The 15,877-nt window shown below is 61.2% G+C and carries 19 protein-coding genes and 1 pseudogene; 7 read left to right on the top strand and 13 right to left on the bottom strand.

The window, feature by feature from the left end:
- Window positions 1-82: 82 nt before the first annotated feature.
- Window positions 83-346, bottom strand: a complete 264-nt coding sequence (locus AC0L15_RS09435; RefSeq protein ID WP_128245646.1) for a DUF4242 domain-containing protein — start codon at window positions 344-346, stop codon at window positions 83-85.
- A gap of 149 nt (window positions 347-495) precedes the next feature.
- Between AC0L15_RS09435 and AC0L15_RS09430 the strand changes: the two genes are divergently transcribed.
- A complete protein-coding gene (locus AC0L15_RS09430) occupies window positions 496-1,374 on the top strand; it encodes a LysR family transcriptional regulator (protein WP_287245019.1) in 879 nt (292 codons plus the stop codon).
- Between the two features lie 39 nt (window positions 1,375-1,413).
- On the opposite strand, the pseudogene AC0L15_RS09425 reads toward AC0L15_RS09430, so the two are convergent.
- Window positions 1,414-1,524: pseudogene (locus AC0L15_RS09425) on the bottom strand (LysR family transcriptional regulator); the annotation flags it as partial.
- Between the two features lie 109 nt (window positions 1,525-1,633).
- On the opposite strand from AC0L15_RS09425, the gene AC0L15_RS09420 reads away from it, so the two are divergent.
- The 3 genes from AC0L15_RS09420 (at window position 1,634) to AC0L15_RS09410 (ending at window position 4,647) form a co-directional block, all read left to right on the top strand.
- Window positions 1,634-2,185 carry a nuclear transport factor 2 family protein gene (locus AC0L15_RS09420; RefSeq protein WP_287245022.1) on the top strand — a complete coding sequence of 184 codons (552 nt, stop codon included), beginning with the start codon at window positions 1,634-1,636 and terminating at the stop codon, window positions 2,183-2,185.
- Window positions 2,186-2,372: 187 nt separating this feature from the next.
- A complete protein-coding gene (locus tag AC0L15_RS09415) occupies window positions 2,373-3,182 on the top strand; it encodes a class I SAM-dependent methyltransferase (protein ID WP_287245025.1) in 810 nt (269 codons plus the stop codon).
- A 439-nt stretch (window positions 3,183-3,621) separates the two neighbouring features.
- Window positions 3,622-4,647: a transglycosylase SLT domain-containing protein gene (locus AC0L15_RS09410; RefSeq protein WP_287245027.1), complete on the top strand. Its 1,026-nt coding sequence runs from the start codon at window positions 3,622-3,624 to the stop codon at window positions 4,645-4,647.
- A 127-nt stretch (window positions 4,648-4,774) separates the two neighbouring features.
- Here AC0L15_RS09410 and AC0L15_RS09405 read toward each other — a convergent pair whose 3' ends face one another.
- Complete coding sequence (locus AC0L15_RS09405) at window positions 4,775-5,383, bottom strand: YqgE/AlgH family protein (RefSeq protein WP_287061465.1); 609 nt, start codon at window positions 5,381-5,383, stop codon at window positions 4,775-4,777.
- Between the two features lie 212 nt (window positions 5,384-5,595).
- Between AC0L15_RS09405 and AC0L15_RS09400 the strand changes: the two genes are divergently transcribed.
- From AC0L15_RS09400 to AC0L15_RS09390, 3 genes are all read left to right on the top strand, one after another.
- Window positions 5,596-6,402: a protein-disulfide reductase DsbD domain-containing protein gene (locus AC0L15_RS09400; RefSeq protein ID WP_473496275.1), complete on the top strand. Its 807-nt coding sequence runs from the start codon at window positions 5,596-5,598 to the stop codon at window positions 6,400-6,402.
- 122 nt (window positions 6,403-6,524) lie between these two features.
- Complete coding sequence (locus AC0L15_RS09395) at window positions 6,525-7,025, top strand: peroxiredoxin (RefSeq protein WP_287245033.1); 501 nt, start codon at window positions 6,525-6,527, stop codon at window positions 7,023-7,025.
- 117 nt (window positions 7,026-7,142) lie between these two features.
- Window positions 7,143-7,622: a DUF2938 domain-containing protein gene (locus tag AC0L15_RS09390; protein WP_128245673.1), complete on the top strand. Its 480-nt coding sequence runs from the start codon at window positions 7,143-7,145 to the stop codon at window positions 7,620-7,622.
- 53 nt (window positions 7,623-7,675) lie between these two features.
- Here AC0L15_RS09390 and rnhA read toward each other — a convergent pair whose 3' ends face one another.
- The 10 genes from rnhA to ctaD form a co-directional block, all read right to left on the bottom strand.
- Window positions 7,676-8,209: a ribonuclease HI gene (gene rnhA, locus AC0L15_RS09385; protein WP_287245035.1), complete on the bottom strand. Its 534-nt coding sequence runs from the start codon at window positions 8,207-8,209 to the stop codon at window positions 7,676-7,678.
- Window positions 8,206-9,168: a homoserine kinase gene (locus AC0L15_RS09380; protein ID WP_287245036.1), complete on the bottom strand. Its 963-nt coding sequence runs from the start codon at window positions 9,166-9,168 to the stop codon at window positions 8,206-8,208. Before AC0L15_RS09380 ends, rnhA begins: the two co-directional genes overlap by 4 nt.
- A 5-nt stretch (window positions 9,169-9,173) precedes the next feature.
- Complete coding sequence (gene ispH, locus AC0L15_RS09375) at window positions 9,174-10,184, bottom strand: 4-hydroxy-3-methylbut-2-enyl diphosphate reductase (protein WP_287245038.1); 1,011 nt, start codon at window positions 10,182-10,184, stop codon at window positions 9,174-9,176.
- A gap of 89 nt (window positions 10,185-10,273) precedes the next feature.
- Window positions 10,274-11,029 carry an SURF1 family protein gene (locus tag AC0L15_RS09370; RefSeq protein ID WP_287245040.1) on the bottom strand — a complete coding sequence of 252 codons (756 nt, stop codon included), beginning with the start codon at window positions 11,027-11,029 and terminating at the stop codon, window positions 10,274-10,276.
- The gene (locus AC0L15_RS09365) at window positions 11,026-11,412 is read right to left on the bottom strand and encodes a DUF983 domain-containing protein (protein WP_287245042.1); all 387 of its coding nucleotides are present in this window, start codon (window positions 11,410-11,412) and stop codon (window positions 11,026-11,028) included. Before AC0L15_RS09365 ends, AC0L15_RS09370 begins: the two co-directional genes overlap by 4 nt.
- Window positions 11,413-11,494: 82 nt before the next feature.
- Window positions 11,495-12,376, bottom strand: coding sequence for a cytochrome c oxidase subunit 3 (locus AC0L15_RS09360; RefSeq protein WP_287245043.1), 882 nt, complete (start codon window positions 12,374-12,376; stop codon window positions 11,495-11,497).
- Between the two features lies 1 nt (window position 12,377).
- Window positions 12,378-13,019 (bottom strand): cytochrome c oxidase assembly protein, encoded by a 642-nt coding sequence (locus AC0L15_RS09355; protein WP_287245044.1) that lies wholly within the window; start codon window positions 13,017-13,019, stop codon window positions 12,378-12,380.
- 7 nt (window positions 13,020-13,026) lie between these two features.
- Entirely contained in the window at window positions 13,027-13,188 is a 162-nt protein-coding gene (locus AC0L15_RS09350) for a hypothetical protein (protein ID WP_077381685.1), read from the bottom strand.
- Between the two features lie 2 nt (window positions 13,189-13,190).
- On the bottom strand, window positions 13,191-14,135 hold the full coding sequence (locus AC0L15_RS09345; RefSeq protein WP_287245046.1) for a heme o synthase: 945 nt from the start codon (window positions 14,133-14,135) through the stop codon (window positions 13,191-13,193).
- A gap of 76 nt (window positions 14,136-14,211) precedes the next feature.
- A complete protein-coding gene (ctaD, locus tag AC0L15_RS09340; protein ID WP_023799325.1) occupies window positions 14,212-15,861 on the bottom strand; it encodes a cytochrome c oxidase subunit I in 1,650 nt (549 codons plus the stop codon).
- Between the last annotated feature and the right edge of the window lie 16 nt (window positions 15,862-15,877).

Raw genomic sequence — 15,877 nt, 5'->3', positions numbered from 1 at the left:
TTCCAAAGATTCAAACTGGCGCGCTGCATAACTCCGCAAGAACACCGCCCGTACAGTCATCACGAGCCCGGTCGCGCCGGCCCTATGGGGTGAGATCGAGCGCCGGCACGATTCTGTGATAGGGCAGCCCCGCCTCGTCGTTTAGACGCTTCACGTCGACATCGGAGGCAGCGTCAAACAGGCACATGCAGCGCCCGTCCTCCGGTGCGAAGGTCGAGCGCAGGTAGCTGATGTCCGTGCCGTTGGAGGCCATCTCGGCGGCTTTGCTGATCGCCGCCTTCTGCGCATCTCCCAGCGCTTCCATGCTGATGCCCTTGAGATCGCGTTCCACCATGTAGACAGTCATTTCCTTCTCCTCCTGTGAACAGTGACCCCAAGAGTTGAATGCAGCGGCGGGCGAAAGAGAACGACATTTTTTCTATCGATCGATAGCCGACAGTTATCGATGAAAGGATTACAATGTCGTTTCGTGGAACCGCCTCGGGAGGGCTCGCCATGGAGATGTTTCAGGTCCGCTACGTGCTTGCCGCCGCGAAGATGCTGAACTTCACCAAGGCCGCCACCGATTGCAATGTGTCTCAGCCGGCGCTCACCAAAGCGGTCAAGACGCTCGAGGATGAGCTTGGCGCGCCCTTGTTCCACCGCGAAGGAAGGCGCGTCCTCCTGAGTGAGTTCGGACGCTCCATTCTGCCGCATCTTCAGCAGATCATGCAGGAGGCCCACGCAACCAGAACGCTTGCCGACAATTTCAGGCTGCTCAACCAGGTGCCGATCCGCCTCGGCGTCATGTCGACCATCGGCCATGTGAAACTCGCCCGGTTCCTCGCAAAGTTCCAGCGCGACTATCATGGCGTCGAGCTTGAAGTTAGCGAGGCGAGCGTTCAGGAACTGAAAAACAGGCTTGAGCAAGGCGATCTCGATCTTGCCGTTCTCAATCCGCTGGAGGGATTGGGAGCGGCGTTCCGCGTCCACGATCTCTACAGTGAGCGTTACGTCGTCGTATTCGCGCCGGATCACCGGCTTGCAACCCTCAATGCAATCAAGTTGGTCGATCTCTCTCAAGAACCCTATGTCGATCGTCTGTCCTGCGAAATGCGGGACCTGGTGATGGGTGCGTGCCGGGAAAGAAACGTCAGCCTTTATGCCCGCTTTCGTTCCGAACGCGAGGATTGGATCCAATCAATGGTGCTGGCGCGGATCGGCTTCGCCTTCATGCCTGAATATTCGGTGACATCGCCTGAACTTTTGCAGCGTCCGCTGATCGAACCCGCGGTGGCACGCACGGTGTCCCTGGCTAGCGTTCCGGGCCGGCCCTATAGCCCGGCGACGGCGGCAATGGTCCGAGCTGCCCAGACGTTCGATTGGCCAGGCTAGGTGTTATCGCTGAGGCGTGAGCTTTGCTGATTTGAGATGCGTCAGATTCAACTTTTCGGCCGCCCGGCCCACGTGGCGCTCGTCGGGCACGATCCCAAACAGAACGAGGAGGTTGAGGTCTGCGCGGGATAGGTCAATTCTGTTCAGCATGTCGATGAAATCATATCACTGGATTCAGCATCATCGAAGTGCGATCTCCTGAGCGAGCGGAGCAGCGCAAGGCGCGCTTCGCATCGGAAACAGATGCAGGAGCACCCGCATGCCAGTATCACGACGTTCCCTTCTCGCCGCAGCAAGCGCTGGCGTGGCATTGTCACAAACTGCAAGATCAACGAAAGCCTCGGCACAGGCTCTTGCGGAGCCTGCGATAGACCAGACGGTTGCCGATCTCGTCGAGCGGTCTGCGGAAGCAAATTCGGCGCTGATGCGCGGGGAGATAACGAAATACTACGAGGTGATCCCACATACCGAGGACTTCCTGCTGATGTCTCCATTCGGAGGAAATCCCACGCGGGCGTCTGAACTGACTGCCGAGCGGATCGAGGCGATGGGCCGCTTTTTCAAGAACGGCACCTTCAAGCACGAACTTCTTCAAGCCTATGGTTCCGCCGACATGGTGGTCCTCGCGATCATTGAACGCCCGCACGTCGAGGTCGGCGGTCTGCCAGCCCAGGATTGGCCGCTGCGGGTTACCTTGGTCTTTCGCCGCGAAGAGGCGGAATGGCGCCTAGTGCATCGGCACGCTGACCCCCTGGTCAAGGGCGTGAGTCTGGAGCAGGCGGCGGCCCTTGCACGCGGCGAAGCCGCGTGATGCGAAGAGTGTTGCCACCCGACGGAGCGCTCTGGCTGCTGGTCCAAAGCCCGCCGAAGGTTTTCGCTTCTCGTCGTTGCAAAACGTCATTCTATGGCGCCGAATGTGGCCCGACGCGCCTTGCGAGCACCTGCTGGCGCCGGTGAAGTAGATCCGCCATAGTCATGCGCCCTGAGGGAGGACGATCATGACCTTGCCCAGCTACGCAATGAACCAGGTAAGTTTCCCGGAGATGTACGAGCGGTGGCTCGTCGGCCCTCTCTTCCGTCCATGGGCCGAGATGGCTCTTGACGAACTGGAATTGTCTTCGGGCGATCGGCTACTCGATATCGCTTGCGGAACAGGACTAGTGGCGCGCGTTGCGAGAGAGCGGCTCGGTGGAGCCGGATATATCGTCGGTGTCGACGTCAGCGCGGACATGCTTGCGGTGGCACGGGCTGTAGAACCAGCCATCGACTGGCGCCAGGGCAATGCCGGCGAGTTGCCTCTGCGTAGTGGTGAGACCTTCGACGTGGTCGTCTGCCAGCAAGGACTGCAGTTCTTTCCTGACAAACCCGCGGCGGCGGCGCAGATGCGTCGCGCGCTGACGAAGGGCGGCAGGCTAGCGATCGCCACGTGGCGCCCGGACGACGAAATCCCGTTCTTTCGCGACCTGCGCCGCGTCGCGGAGCGCCATTTGGGCGCCATCGCCGATCAACGGTACAGCTTCGGGGAAGCGGCTCCACTCGAGGCGCTGCTGCGAGACGCCGGCTTCCACGAGGTCCGATCGAGGATTGTTTCCCGCACCATCCATTTCGGGGAAGGCGTACCTTTCCTGCATTTGAATACAATGGCGCTGGTCGGGATGAGTTCCTTAGCCAAGGAATTGGGTGATCAGGAACGCAAGCGCGTCGTGGAGGCGATCGTGAGCGAGAGTGCGCCCGTGCTGCAGCCATACACCATCGGGTCGGGACTGGCCTTCGAGCTCAGCACCAATTTAGCGACAGCCAAAGGCTAATGATCTCACCAACGGAGAAGTCGTTCGATCGAGTATTGTGCCGAGAATGGCTGCTCATTCACAATCTGCCGTTCGAGAACCGAAAGGATTGCCCGGCTGCGGTCGAGGTCAGACCACCTCAGGGAAATTTCTGCTCGCCAATCGAGAGGCTTCACAAGCAACGCATCGGCTACGCAGCCCTCGATTAAAACCAGCTTGTTTTACATTTCGAATTATTTTGCCGCACTGTGGCCATTGTGCCGCCATTATCCATGACTAGTTGAATGAAGCACTGACCGTTCTTCTTGTCTTTTTCGACGTTGACGGCTCAACGTTGGAAATAGACCTGCCCCAAAATATCTGGGCGGCTAGACAAGGAACGGAGGGGGACCTGGCGTCACTCCAAAGAACATTTGAATTCTTTGCTTGCGGAGCCTTCGTCCTTTCGGGCGGACGGCCTTTGTCGAAAAGGATCGCGGGGCTTGGCCTGGCGGCGACCGTGGCAGCCATGCCATGGCCGGTCTATTCGGGAGTCCTGGTCAACGGCGTGACCGAAGCCGCGGTTGCCACTGCTGTTCCGTTCTCGGCTCTGAGTTTCCCCTCGGCCGCGCCCGAGTTCGACATCATCGATCCAGACACCATATCGACCTCTGGACGCGAGGGAGAACGCACACTGGCCGAGGCATTGAGGGGCACCGTCTCCATCCTTTCCGAAGGCGCGGAACAGATCGTCATCGGCATGTCGATGCACGAGTTCGGCGAGTACAAGGTGTCGCAGCACATCGCCAGCGAAATCCTTCGTGCAGCCAAGGACACCCAATTTCCTGCCGATACGCTTTTTGCGATCGCCGAAAAGGAATCCTCCTTCGACATCAACAATCGCCCGTCTAAAGGGTCGGCGCTTGGTCTTATGCAATTCCTCGACCAGACATGGCTCGAGGCGGTGAAGAAGTACGGTGCAGAATTCGGCCTGGGCGACGAAGCGGAACTGATCCGGACCCGCCCCGAGGGCAAACGCGAATACCATTTCGTCGAGGACAAGGCCGAGGAACAGCGCATCCTTGAATTCAGGCGCGATCCCTATCTGGCGGCGGCACTTGCGGCCAAGAACCTTCTCGCGGCCAAGCAACGCATCGAAGCTCGTCTTGAGAAGGCCATGGATGAAAAGGATCTCTACCTCCCCCATTTCCTTGGCACCAACGGGGCAGCAACGCTCCTGTCGAATGCCGATGAGAAGCCCAATGCCACGGCCAGCACAATCTTCCCCAAGGCGGCACGCTTCAATATTGCGATCTTCAAGGCCGAGGGAAAACAGCTCACCGTCGGCCAGTTTCACCAGCGCCTGCGCTCCTTCCTGGAAGCCCGCATCGGCAAATACAGCGATGTCGAAACGCGCGTGAAACAGGCTGACCTGTCCTGGACGTCAGGTTTCGAGAATCTCGTCTACGATCTGGGCAAACGGCTGGCGATGGCAATGCGGCGGTAACCAGCCAGGTATCGGGTTTTCACCTCTAAAGCGCGTCGCGTTGATCGGCCTCACGCGACGCGCTTTAGGTTGTCGTTTTATGCATGTCGCTATCGCAAAACCGCTACACACTTTTGCGCGACATGCATTAGGCGTGACCGGCGGCCAGGCTGAGATGCGCAAGGTCGATACCGATCGAAGCGAGTATCCGGTCGTATTTGCGCTCGATGTCGGTATCGAACAGAAGCTCCGCATCTGCCGGGCAGGTCAGCCAACCGTTCTCGGCGATTTCGCTTTCCAGCTGACCGGCGCCCCAGCCCGAATAGCCGAGCGCCATCAGCGCGTGCCGAGGCCCGCGGCCCGACGAAATGGCGCGCAATATGTCGACGGTCGCGGTCAGGCAAATGTCGTCGGAGACGGCCAGCGACGATTCCACGCGGTAGTCGCCCGAATGCAGGACGAAGCCGCGGCTGCGGTCCACCGGTCCGCCGTTGCGGACGACGAAGTCGCGGGCCTGCGCGGGCAAGCGGATCGCCTCCTGTTCGTTCATGATGCCGAGCTGCACGAGCAAATCGGGAAACAGCATCTGCTGTGTCTGGTTGATGACCAGGCCCATCGCGCCTTCGTCGCTGTGCGCGCAAATATAGATGACGGAGCGCGTGAAGCGGTCGTCCTTCATGCCAGGCATGGCAATCAGGAACTGGTCGTCGAGAAAGCCGCGTCCCGCAGCCATCTTCTTGTGGCGCAACAAGTCCATGAGGGGAGCGTAACGCGTTTCTGGAGCGCCGAAAAGATGCGCCGCGCGCGATTTGGTCGCAGATGTGCATCCAAGGCACGCAAAGCTGTGCCCGAGGTCACGCAAAGCTGTGCCCGAGGTCACACAAAGCTGTGCCCGAGGTCACGCAAATATGATAGCAGCGACGCCATGAAGTCATTGCGCAGCCATGAACGGACGCTCAAATCACCGCCATGCAAAGCTTGAAAGTCCTGCTGCTCAGCGCCGCTGTCGGATGTGGAACCGGTCTTCCCGCCGCAGCCTCCTCGTCGATCTGGTACGAAAGCGAAGGCGGCAAAGTACGCCTTGTGACCAGCGGCAAGCCCGACACAGCCGGACGCATCCATGGCGTCCTCGATATTTCGCTCAAGCCTGGCTGGAAAACCTACTGGCGCGATCCGGGCGACGCGGGCGTGCCGCCGCAAATCGATATCTCGGCCAGCACCAACATTGCCAACGCGACGTTTTCGTTTCCACCACCCCAGCGCCACGACGACGGCTCCGGCAAATGGGCCGGCTACGACCATCCGGTTTCGCTGCCGGTAACGTTCACGCTGTCGGCGCCGAACGAGCCGGCCGTCATCGATGCCGATATCTTTCTCGGAATTTGTGAGACGATCTGCATCCCGGTGCAAACGAAGCTGACCATCGATCCAGGCTCCGATCCGGACAACGTCGAAGACGCCGCTTTGGTGAAGGCGGCGCTTGCAACGCTGCCTGCTCCCGCAAGACCCGATTTCGGCGTCAATATCCTGCCGGGTGACCGCGAGACACTGATTGTCGAGGCGAGCTTTCCGGGCAATCCCAAAGCAGCGGATTTCTTCGTCGCCGGTGAGCGCGACTACATGTTCGGCGTGCCGGCCCGCAGCGAAAAGGACGGCAAGCTGGTGTTTACCGTGCCGATCCTCGACAGGCCGACGACGACGCCGACGGATGGCGGACTTTACTACACGCTGACAACTGCGGCCGGCGCCGTCGAAGGCCTGCTGCCCTTCCCTTGATCCCCAGCAAAGGATGTTCAGATCGAACATCCCTTGCTCCGGCCACCCCCGACAGTTGCGGGAAACGGCTGAATTCGCTATCGCAAGGACACTCCCTTCCATTTGTCAAAACGAGGACCACGATGATGATTGCCGTTGGCGACAAGCTGCCCCAAGCGACCTTCAAGACGATGACTGCCGACGGCGCAAAAGCGATCACGACGGCCGAGATTTTCTCGGGAAAGAAGGTGGTGCTGTTCGCTGTTCCCGGCGCTTTCACGCCGACCTGCTCCAACAACCATCTGCCCGGCTTTCTGGATAATTACGACGCCATCCTGGCGCGCGGCGTCGACACCATCGCCGTCGTCTCCGTCAACGATGTTCACGTGATGGGCGCCTGGGCCCGCTTCAGCAGCGGTGAAGGCAAGATCCTCTACCTTGCCGACGGCAATGGCGATTTCGTCAAGTCGATCGGTCTCGACGCCGACCTTTCCGGCGGTGGCATGGGGCTGCGCTCGAAGCGGTTTTCGATGATCGTCGACGACGGCAAGGTCGCCGCGCTCAATGTCGAGACAAAGCCTGGCGTTGATGAATCCGGTGCTGCTCACATTCTCGGACAGCTTTCCGTTTTGGCGACAGCATAGGCCGAGGTTGCTGCGGTCCTTCGGCCTGACGATCGCGCTCGTTTCGGCAGCGGCGCGTCCAATTGGGCGTGCAAAGAACGCTGTTCGGGAATTGCCTGCTTTTAGGGGACCTCAATGATGTTTGACCACTTCTGGCGCGCTGTGGCGATCGGCATCGGCGCCACGGCGCTCATGGACCTCTGGGCGATTTTCCTGAACACGGTGTTTGCTCAGCCACGGCCGAACTGGGGACTGGTTGGTCGCTGGGTCTGGCACCTGAGGGACGGCAAGGTCTTCCATGACGATATCGGCGAGGCAGCACCCTATGCGCATGAATCGGCGCTGGGCTGGGCCTTCCACTACTTTGTCGGCATCGTCTACGGCATCATTCTCGCCGTTTTGGCTGGAGCGGCGTGGCTGGCCGCGCCGACCTTCCTGCCGGCCTTCATCCTCGGCATCGTCACCGTAGGCGCCGGCTGGTTCCTGCTGGCGCCCGGCATGGGCGCCGGCTGGGCCGCGTCAAAGCGCCCCAACCCGATGCAGATCCGCGCCCTCAACCTCGTGTCGCATACTGTGTTCGCACTCGGACTTTTCGGCACGGCGCTGCTGATCCGCTGAATATGGCGGACCAGACTGGTCACTAGTCTAGACTGGTCAGTAGCCCAGACTGGTCAGTAGCTTTGGGTCGAGCGGCGCAGTTTCCTGGCTGCCGGCTGCTTGGCTTGGGTGTTTTCCCCAGCCGAAACGGGCGCGGGCCTGGCCGTCTTGTTCTTGAACGGCGCCATGCCGAGCCGCGCCAGTTCGTCGGCACGCTCGTTCTCCGGATGGCCGGCATGGCCCTTGACCCAGTGCCAGATCACCTGATGACGGTTGCGCGCCTCGTCGAGCGCCTGCCACAGTTCGGCATTCTTCACCGGTTGCCTGGCAGCGGTCTTCCAGCCGTTGCGCTTCCAGCCGTCGATCCAGCTGAAAATGCCGTCCTTGACATAGTTGCTGTCGGTATAAAGATCGACCGAACAGGGTTCTTTCAGCGCATTGAGCGCCGAGATGGCGGCCAAAAGTTCCATGCGGTTGTTGGTGGTAGCAGCCTCGCCGCCCGACAGTTCCTTCATGACGCCGTTGAAGCGCAGGACAGCCCCCCAGCCGCCAGGCCCCGGATTGCCCGAACAGGCACCATCGGTAAAGATTTCAACGCGTTTGGTCATGTCAGTCCGTATTCGGAAGGAGATTTGATCGCTCGGTGGAAACGCATGCGCCTGATATATTCGGTCGGATCGCGTTTCACGACCAGCCCGCCGTTGGCAATGGTCAGCCAGTCGTAGAGCCGGGTCAGCATGAAGCGCAATGCCGAGCCGCGCGCCAGCATCGGCAGCGCAGCTTTCTCTTCGCCGCTCAAGGGCCGCACGCTTTGGTAGCCGGCAAGCAGCGCCGTGCCCTTGGTCAGGTTGAAGGAAAAATCCTTCTCGAAGCACCAGGCATTGAGGCAGGTAGCGACATCATAGGCGTAGAGATCATTGCAGGCGAAATAGAAGTCGATCAGCCCCGACAGTTTCTCGCCGAGGAAGAAGACATTGTCGGGGAAAAGATCGGCATGGATGATGCCTTCCGGCAGGCCGTTCGGCCAGTTCCTCTCGAAATCGGCGAAGTCGGCATCGACCTCGGCCGCCAGTCCCGGCTCGACCTCGTCGGCGCGAGGGCGAGAGGCGCTCCACAGCTTGCGCCAGCCATCGATGGCAAGGGCATTCGGACGGGTCATCGGAAAGTCGGCGCCGGCCAGATGCAGCGCCGCCAGCGCCTTGCCGACCTCGCTGCAATGCGCTGAGGTCGGCCGCCGCAGCGAAACGCCTTCGAGGAAGGTGATGATGACCGCCGGCCGGCCGGCAAGCGTTCCGATGACGTCGCCATCATGCGCGGTCACCGGAAGCGGGCAGGAAATGCCCTTCCTGGCGAGATGGCTCATGAGGCCGAGGAAGAACGGCAGATCGGCCTTGTCGACGCGCTTTTCGTAGAGCGTCAGGATGTAGGAGCCGCTGGTCGTGTGCAGCAGGAAATTCGAGTTCTCGGTGCCTTCGGCGATGCCCTTGTAGGACAGGAGATCGCCGACCGGATAGGCCTTCAGGAACGCGCCGAGCTCGCTTTCGTTGACGTCTGTGTAGACCGCCATGAACCTTACGCGGCCCCGTTGACGAAAGCCATGTCGGCCGCCGTCAGCTCGACGTCGCGCAGCACCCGCATCACCGGAAAATCCTCGGTTTCCGTCGCCGTCACCGCCAGCTCGATGGTTACGTCGAAGCGCTGCCGGAACGCATCGATGATCTCGTCGACGATGATTTCCGGCGCCGATGCACCTGCCGACAGACCGAGCGTCGAGATGCCGGCGATCTCGGTCCATGGAATCTCAGAGGCGCGCTGCACCAGAAGCGACATCGAGGCGCCGGCGCGTTCGGCCACTTCGACGAGACGCCGGGAATTTGAGGAGTTGGGAGCGCCGACGATCAGGAAGAGATCGGCACCCGCGGCGGTCTCCTTGACCGCTTCCTGGCGATTGGTGGTGGCGTAGCAGATCGATTCCGCTGCCGCCGCATGCAAATCGGGAAAACGATCCTTAAGCACCCGAATGATGCCGGCGGTGTCCTCGACCGACAGCGTCGTCTGGGTGACGAACCCGAGCGCCCGCGGGTCGGCGGGCACCAAATTCGCGGCGTCGGCTTCGGTCTCGATCAAGGTGACGGCGCCGTCCGGCAACTGCCCCATCGTGCCGATCACTTCCGGGTGGCCGGCATGGCCGATCAGAAGCACATGACGGCCGAGCCGCTGATGGCGCATTGCCTGCTTGTGGACCTTCGACACCAGCGGGCAGGTGGCGTCGAGATAGAAGAGGTTGCGCGCGTGGGCGTCCGCCGGCACCGACTTCGGCACGCCATGCGCCGAAAAGACGACCGGGCTCTGACGATGCTCAGCCGGTATCTCGGAGAGTTCCTCGATGAACACCGCACCGAGGCTTTGCAGCCCCTCGACGACGTAGCGATTATGGACGATCTCGTGGCGAACATAGACCGGCGCGCCATATTTCTTCAGCGCCAGCACGACGATCTGGATGGCGCGGTCGACGCCGGCGCAGAAGCCGCGCGGCTGGCAGAGCCTTATCGTCAGCGGTGGCCTTGTGGTCGTGTGAAGCATGATTCCCGGCCGGTTGGTCGTAGCGTGAACTCAAGTCTTGAACTCAAGGCGCGAAATGAGGTGCGCACCCCTGCCCTGTCAAGGGCCGATCATTCTTCTTTCGCCGGGCGGCGAAGCCTGAAGATGAGGACGCCGGCAAGAGCAGCGGCAAGGCCGTACCAGGTTACGGCGTATTGCAAATGGCTGTTCGGCAGGTCGATGATCGTAACACCGCCGACCGGCAGCCCACCCGGGTTCGGCGTGGCGTTCGCGTCGATAAAGAATGGCACCAGCCCTGCGCCGGCCGGCAGACCGGCGCTGGCCGCCATGGCGTCGCGATCCTTCCAGTAGAAGATGTTTTTCTGCGGATCATTGTCGGGAAGCATCATCGAGGGCTTTGCCGGCAGCGGATTGCGGGCGAGCCCCGTCACCGTCACCTGGCCCGCACCCTGGCTTTGCGGGCGCTTGGCAGCGTCCTTGAGATCGTACCGCACGAAGCCGCGATTGATCAGAACGAAGCGCCCGTCCTCCAGATGCAAGGGCGTGAAGACATCGAAACCGGACTGGCCTTCCCAGGTCGCGAAGAAATGTCGCTCGCCGTGATGCAGGAAGGTGCCTGATGCCGTCACCGGCGTGTAATCGACATCGCCGCTGGCGGCAAACCGTTTTTCGACCTCGGCCAACGGCACGGGCGCTGAGTGCGTGCGCTGGTCGATGGTCTGGAGAAGACCCTCTTTCCAGTACAGGCGCTGGAGTTGCCAGGTGCCGAGCGCCAGCAGGATGAAGAACAGCACGAGGCCGAGGCCAAGCAGCAATGCCGTCTTCGGCCGCGAACGGCCTGCAATCGAAGCGGATGTCGTGCTCATTCGCCGAGGTCCAGCCTGCCCTCTGCCGCCTTGTTGCGGTATTGCAGCGTCAGCAGCACACCCTTGATCAGCCTGAGCGCGCCAAGGCAAAGCACCAGCGTCAGCGGTATCCAAAGCAGGAAATGCAGCCAGAGCGGCGGACTGAGCGTCACCTCCATCCACAGCGCCAGCCCGACGACGATGAAGCCGATGATCAGGATGACGAACGCCGCCGGACCGTCGCCGGCATCGGCGTAGGAATAGTCGAGGCCGCAATTGGCGCAGCGTTTGCCAACGGTGAGGAAGCCGGAAAACAGCCGACCCTCGCCGCAGCGCGGGCAGCGGCCGTGCAGGCCAGCCGAAATCGGATCGATTGCTGGCCAGATCGCCTTGTCGTCGCTCATTGCGATACTTTAGTGCCCTTCACTCCAAAAGGTAAGGCGGCCACGTCGCCGCAGCCGCCTCATCGATTTCCTCAGGAAGATTTCAGTGGCCTTCGATGACCGCGCCGGTCGAGGCCCAGACATAGATCGACGCGAACAGGAACAGCCAGACTACGTCGACGAAGTGCCAGTACCAGGCGGCCGCCTCGAAGCCGAAATGGTGCTTGGGCGTGAAGTCGCCCTTCATCGCGCGGACCAGGCAGACCAGCAGGAAGATGGTGCCGATGATGACGTGGAAGCCGTGGAAGCCGGTCGCCATGAAGAAAGTGGCGCCGTAGATCGAATCCCTGAAGCCGAACGGCGCGTGCATGTATTCGTAAGCCTGCACCATGGTGAACAGGATGCCGAGACCGACGGTCAGCACCAGGCCGTTGATCAGACCCTTGCGGTCGCCATGAAGCAGCGCGTGGTGCGCCCAGGTCACCGTAGTGCCCGACAGAAGCAGGATGACGGTGTTGTAGAGCGGCAGGTGGAAGGGGTCGAGGACCTCAACGCCCTTCGGCGGCCAGACACCGCCGGTGAAGGTGGCGCGGGCATATTGCTGTGCCTCGCCGGGAAACAGGCTGGCGTCGAAGAAAGCCCAGAACCAGGCGACGAAGAACATCACCTCGGAAGCGATGAACATGATCATGCCGTAGCGCAGATGCAGCGACACAACACGCGTGTGGTGGCCTTCATGCGCTTCCCTGATGGTATCCGACCACCAGGCGTACATGGTGTAAATGACGATCAAGAGGCCGATGAAGAACAGCCACGGATTGGCGATGTTGAAGCCGAAGATCGGGAAATCGCCGCCCTTGAGATACTGCATGTAACAGACGCCGCCGATCGCGGTGACCAACGCACCGACCGAGCCGAGGAAAGGCCACGGGCTCGGGTCGACGAGATGGTAATCATGTTGTGGTTTTGCGTGCGCGTCTGCCATATCAACCCCCGAGGCTTCGTTCGGTATGTGAAACTTTGTTGCTTGTGCCTTCGGCCGGCACTGACAACACGACCGGCTTCTTCTTCTCGTTCTTCTCGACCGGGAACATCGTGTAGGACAGGGTAATCGTCTTCAGGTCCTTCAATTCCGGCGCATTGACGATGTCGGGATCTACATAGAACACGACCGGCATGTCCAGCGTCTCGCCAGGCTTCAGCGTCGTATCGGTAAAGCAGAAACACTCGACCTTGTTGAAGTAAGACCCCGCAAATTCCGGCTGCACATTAAAGGTCGCGCGGGCCGTGGTGGCGCGGACGAACTTGTTGGTGGCGCTATAATGCGCCTGGGCCGTCTCGCCTATCTTGATGGTGACGGAGCGGGCGACCGGCTCGAACTGCCAGGGCACGCCGGCTGTGTTGGCGTCAAAACGGATGGTGATATCGCGGTCGAGCACGCGGTCGGCATATTGCTGCGTTGCGCGTTTCACGGTGCCGCCGTAACCGGTCGCCTGGCAGAACATCGCGTAGAGCGGCACCGCCGCATAGGCCATGCCGATCATGCCGCCGAAAAAGGCAATGCAGACGCCGGCGACGATGCGGTTGGTGTTCCTGTTTTGAGGATGGGTCACCGTTTGGCGGTTCATCTGAGCCTCACATCGTTCCGGTGAGGTTGTGACCGAATTTCACGACGGTCGCGATGTAGAAGATGACGACAAGCACCGCCAGCGCCAGGCCGATGGCTACCGAGCGGTTGCGCCGGGCCTTCTGCTGGCGCTCCGTCAGCGTGACGAGTTCAAGCTTCTTGTCGGCCATGGTCATGCTCCGCCCGTGGCCAGCGCGCGCCCGACAACGCATTCGGCAAGGTAGATGGCGAAGATGGCGAAGAGGTAGAGCAGCGAGTAGCCGAACAATGCCTTGGCTGGCTTCATCACATGGTCGTCATCCGCCATCCGCAGCACCTGCCACGCATACCAGACGAAGCCGGCGCCAAGCAGCACCGCAAGGACGCCATAGACGGGTGTGGTGAAGCCGAGCGCCCATGGCAGCACGCCAACCGGCGCAAGGATCAGCGCGTAGGCAAAGATCTGGCGTCGGGTCGAAGCCTGGCCGGCGACATTCGGCATCATCGGGATGCCGGCCCTGGCATAGTCCTCGGACTTGAAGAGGGCGAGCGCCCAGAAATGCGGCGGCGTCCATAAAAAGATGATGAGGAACAGGACGACGCTTTCCAGGTTGACCGTTCCGGTCACCGCGGCCCAGCCGATCACCGGCGGAATGGCGCCGGCAGCACCGCCGATGACAATGTTCTGCGGCGTCCAGCGCTTCAGCCACATCGTGTAGACGACCGCATAAAAGAAGATGGTGAAGGCCAGCAGCGTCGCCGACAGCCAGTTGACCAGCACGCCGAGCGTCATCACCGACAGCACCGACAGCACCAGGCCGAAACTCAGTGCCTCGCCGGGCCGGATGCGGCCGGCCGGCACCGGACGGCCGGCCGTCCTGGTCATCACCGCATCGATATCGGCGTCGTACCACATGTTGAGCGCGCCGGACGCGCCAGCCCCGATGGCAATGGCCAGGATCGCGATCACCGCCAGAAGCGGATTGATGGTCACGGGTGCTGCGACCAGGCCGACAAAGGCGGTGAACACCACCAGCGACATGACGCGCGGCTTCAACAGGGCGAAGAAATCGCCCGCCGTCGCTTCCGACATGCGAAAGCCCGGTTCGTCAGTCAATGTGTCGTCGACAAGGGCCATGCGTACTTAAAGTCCATCATTCCGTTGGCCAAAACCGCCGGCGACCGGCGGTTCCGTATTTCCCCCAGGCAGAAGCCTATTTGATCTTCGGCAGTTGTTCCCACTGGTGGAAGGGCGGCGGCGAAGGCAGCTGCCATTCAAGCGTCGTCGCACCCTCGCCCCATGGGTTGGCGCCGGCCACCCGCTTCTTCTGGAAGGCCTCGAACACGCCATAGAGGAAGATGACCACGCCGACGGCCGAAATATACGAGCCGTAGGACGACACCATGTTCCAGCCGGCAAACGCATCCGGATAGTCGATGTAGCGGCGCGGCATGCCGGAGAGGCCGAGGAAATGCTGCGGGAAGAAGACGAGGTTGACGCCGACGAAGGTGACCCAGAAGTGGGTATTGGCGATGACAGGCGAATACATGTAGCCGGTCATCTTCGGGAACCAGTAGTACCAGCCGGCGAAGATGGCAAACACCGCGCCCAGCGACAGCACATAATGGAAATGCGCGACCACGTAATAGGTGTCGTGCAGCGGGCGGTCGAGACCGGCATTGGCAAGCTGGACGCCGGTAACGCCGCCGACGGTGAACAGGAAGATGAAGCCAATCGCCCACAGCATCGGGGTCTTGAGCGAAATCGACCCGCCCCACATGGTGGCGATCCACGAGAAGATCTTCACGCCCGTCGGCACCGCGATAACCATCGTGGCGAAGACGAAATAGCGCTGCGTGTCGAGCGACAGGCCGGTCGTGTACATGTGGTGCGCCCAGACGATGAAGCCGACCGCACCGATCGCGACCATGGCATAGGCCATGCCGAGATAGCCGAAGATAGGCTTCCTGGAGAAGGTCGAGACGATGTGGCTGACGATGCCGAAGCCCGGCAGGATCAGGATGTAGACTTCCGGATGGCCGAAAAACCAGAACAGGTGCTGGAACAGGATAGGGTCGCCGCCGCCGTCCGGCGCGAAGAAGGTCGTGCCGAAGTTGCGATCGGTCAAAAGCATGGTGATGCCGCCGGCCAGAACCGGAAGCGACAACAGCAGCAGGAAAGCGGTGATCAGCACCGACCAGGCGAACAGCGGCATCTTGTGCAGCGTCATGCCAGGCGCGCGCATGTTAAAAATGGTGGTGATGAAATTGATGGCGCCGAGGATCGACGAGGCGCCGGCGATGTGCAGCGACAGGATCGCAAGATCCATCGCCGGTCCGGGCTGGCCTGATGTCGATAGCGGCGGATAGATCGTCCAGCCGCCGCCGACGCCGTAGGCGCCAGGCGCGCTCGGCACGAAAGCTGAGATGATCAGCAGGATGAAAGCCGGCGGCAGCAACCAGAACGAGACGTTGTTCATGCGCGGGAATGCCATGTCGGGCGCGCCGATCATGATCGGCACCATCCAGTTGGCGAAGCCGCCGATCAACGCCGGCATGACCATGAAGAAGATCATGATCAGCGCATGCGCGGTGGTGAAGGCATTGTACATGTTCTTGCCGCCGTCAAGCGCGGCGTCGGCGTTCAAGCCGTAGACCATCTGCGCCAGGCCGGTGAAAATCTGGATCCCAGGCTCCTGCAGTTCCATGCGCATGACGACCGAAAGCGCACCGCCGACGCAGCCCGCCATGATCGCGAAGATCAGGTAGAGTGTGCCGATATCCTTGTGGTTGGTCGAATACACCCACCGCACCCAGCCATGATACGGCTTGTGGTCGTGGTCGTGAGCTGCAGCGTCTGCCATGTTCGGCTCCGTTCCC

The organism is Mesorhizobium sp. WSM4846 (assembly GCF_055811415.1).
Note: the sequence above shows the minus strand (reverse complement) of the source record. Positions and strands in the feature narration are given on the sequence as shown.

Coding starts and splice junctions, on each gene's coding strand:
- AC0L15_RS09380 (WP_287245036.1), bottom strand. CDS start 9,168: ATGGCGGTCTACACAGACGTCAACGAAAGCGAGCTCGGCGCGTTCCTG.
- AC0L15_RS09400 (WP_473496275.1), top strand. CDS start 5,596: ATGCAAAGCTTGAAAGTCCTGCTGCTCAGCGCCGCTGTCGGATGTGGA.
- AC0L15_RS09435 (WP_128245646.1), bottom strand. CDS start 346: ATGACTGTCTACATGGTGGAACGCGATCTCAAGGGCATCAGCATGGAA.
- AC0L15_RS09415 (WP_287245025.1), top strand. CDS start 2,373: ATGACCTTGCCCAGCTACGCAATGAACCAGGTAAGTTTCCCGGAGATG.
- AC0L15_RS09365 (WP_287245042.1), bottom strand. CDS start 11,412: ATGAGCGACGACAAGGCGATCTGGCCAGCAATCGATCCGATTTCGGCT.
- AC0L15_RS09355 (WP_287245044.1), bottom strand. CDS start 13,019: ATGAACCGCCAAACGGTGACCCATCCTCAAAACAGGAACACCAACCGC.
- AC0L15_RS09370 (WP_287245040.1), bottom strand. CDS start 11,029: ATGAGCACGACATCCGCTTCGATTGCAGGCCGTTCGCGGCCGAAGACG.
- AC0L15_RS09390 (WP_128245673.1), top strand. CDS start 7,143: ATGTTTGACCACTTCTGGCGCGCTGTGGCGATCGGCATCGGCGCCACG.
- AC0L15_RS09345 (WP_287245046.1), bottom strand. CDS start 14,135: ATGGCCCTTGTCGACGACACATTGACTGACGAACCGGGCTTTCGCATG.
- AC0L15_RS09405 (WP_287061465.1), bottom strand. CDS start 5,383: ATGGACTTGTTGCGCCACAAGAAGATGGCTGCGGGACGCGGCTTTCTC.
- AC0L15_RS09395 (WP_287245033.1), top strand. CDS start 6,525: ATGATGATTGCCGTTGGCGACAAGCTGCCCCAAGCGACCTTCAAGACG.
- ispH (WP_287245038.1), bottom strand. CDS start 10,184: ATGCTTCACACGACCACAAGGCCACCGCTGACGATAAGGCTCTGCCAG.
- AC0L15_RS09360 (WP_287245043.1), bottom strand. CDS start 12,376: ATGGCAGACGCGCACGCAAAACCACAACATGATTACCATCTCGTCGAC.
- AC0L15_RS09430 (WP_287245019.1), top strand. CDS start 496: ATGGAGATGTTTCAGGTCCGCTACGTGCTTGCCGCCGCGAAGATGCTG.
- rnhA (WP_287245035.1), bottom strand. CDS start 8,209: ATGACCAAACGCGTTGAAATCTTTACCGATGGTGCCTGTTCGGGCAAT.
- ctaD (WP_023799325.1), bottom strand. CDS start 15,861: ATGGCAGACGCTGCAGCTCACGACCACGACCACAAGCCGTATCATGGC.
- AC0L15_RS09350 (WP_077381685.1), bottom strand. CDS start 13,188: ATGGCCGACAAGAAGCTTGAACTCGTCACGCTGACGGAGCGCCAGCAG.
- AC0L15_RS09420 (WP_287245022.1), top strand. CDS start 1,634: ATGCCAGTATCACGACGTTCCCTTCTCGCCGCAGCAAGCGCTGGCGTG.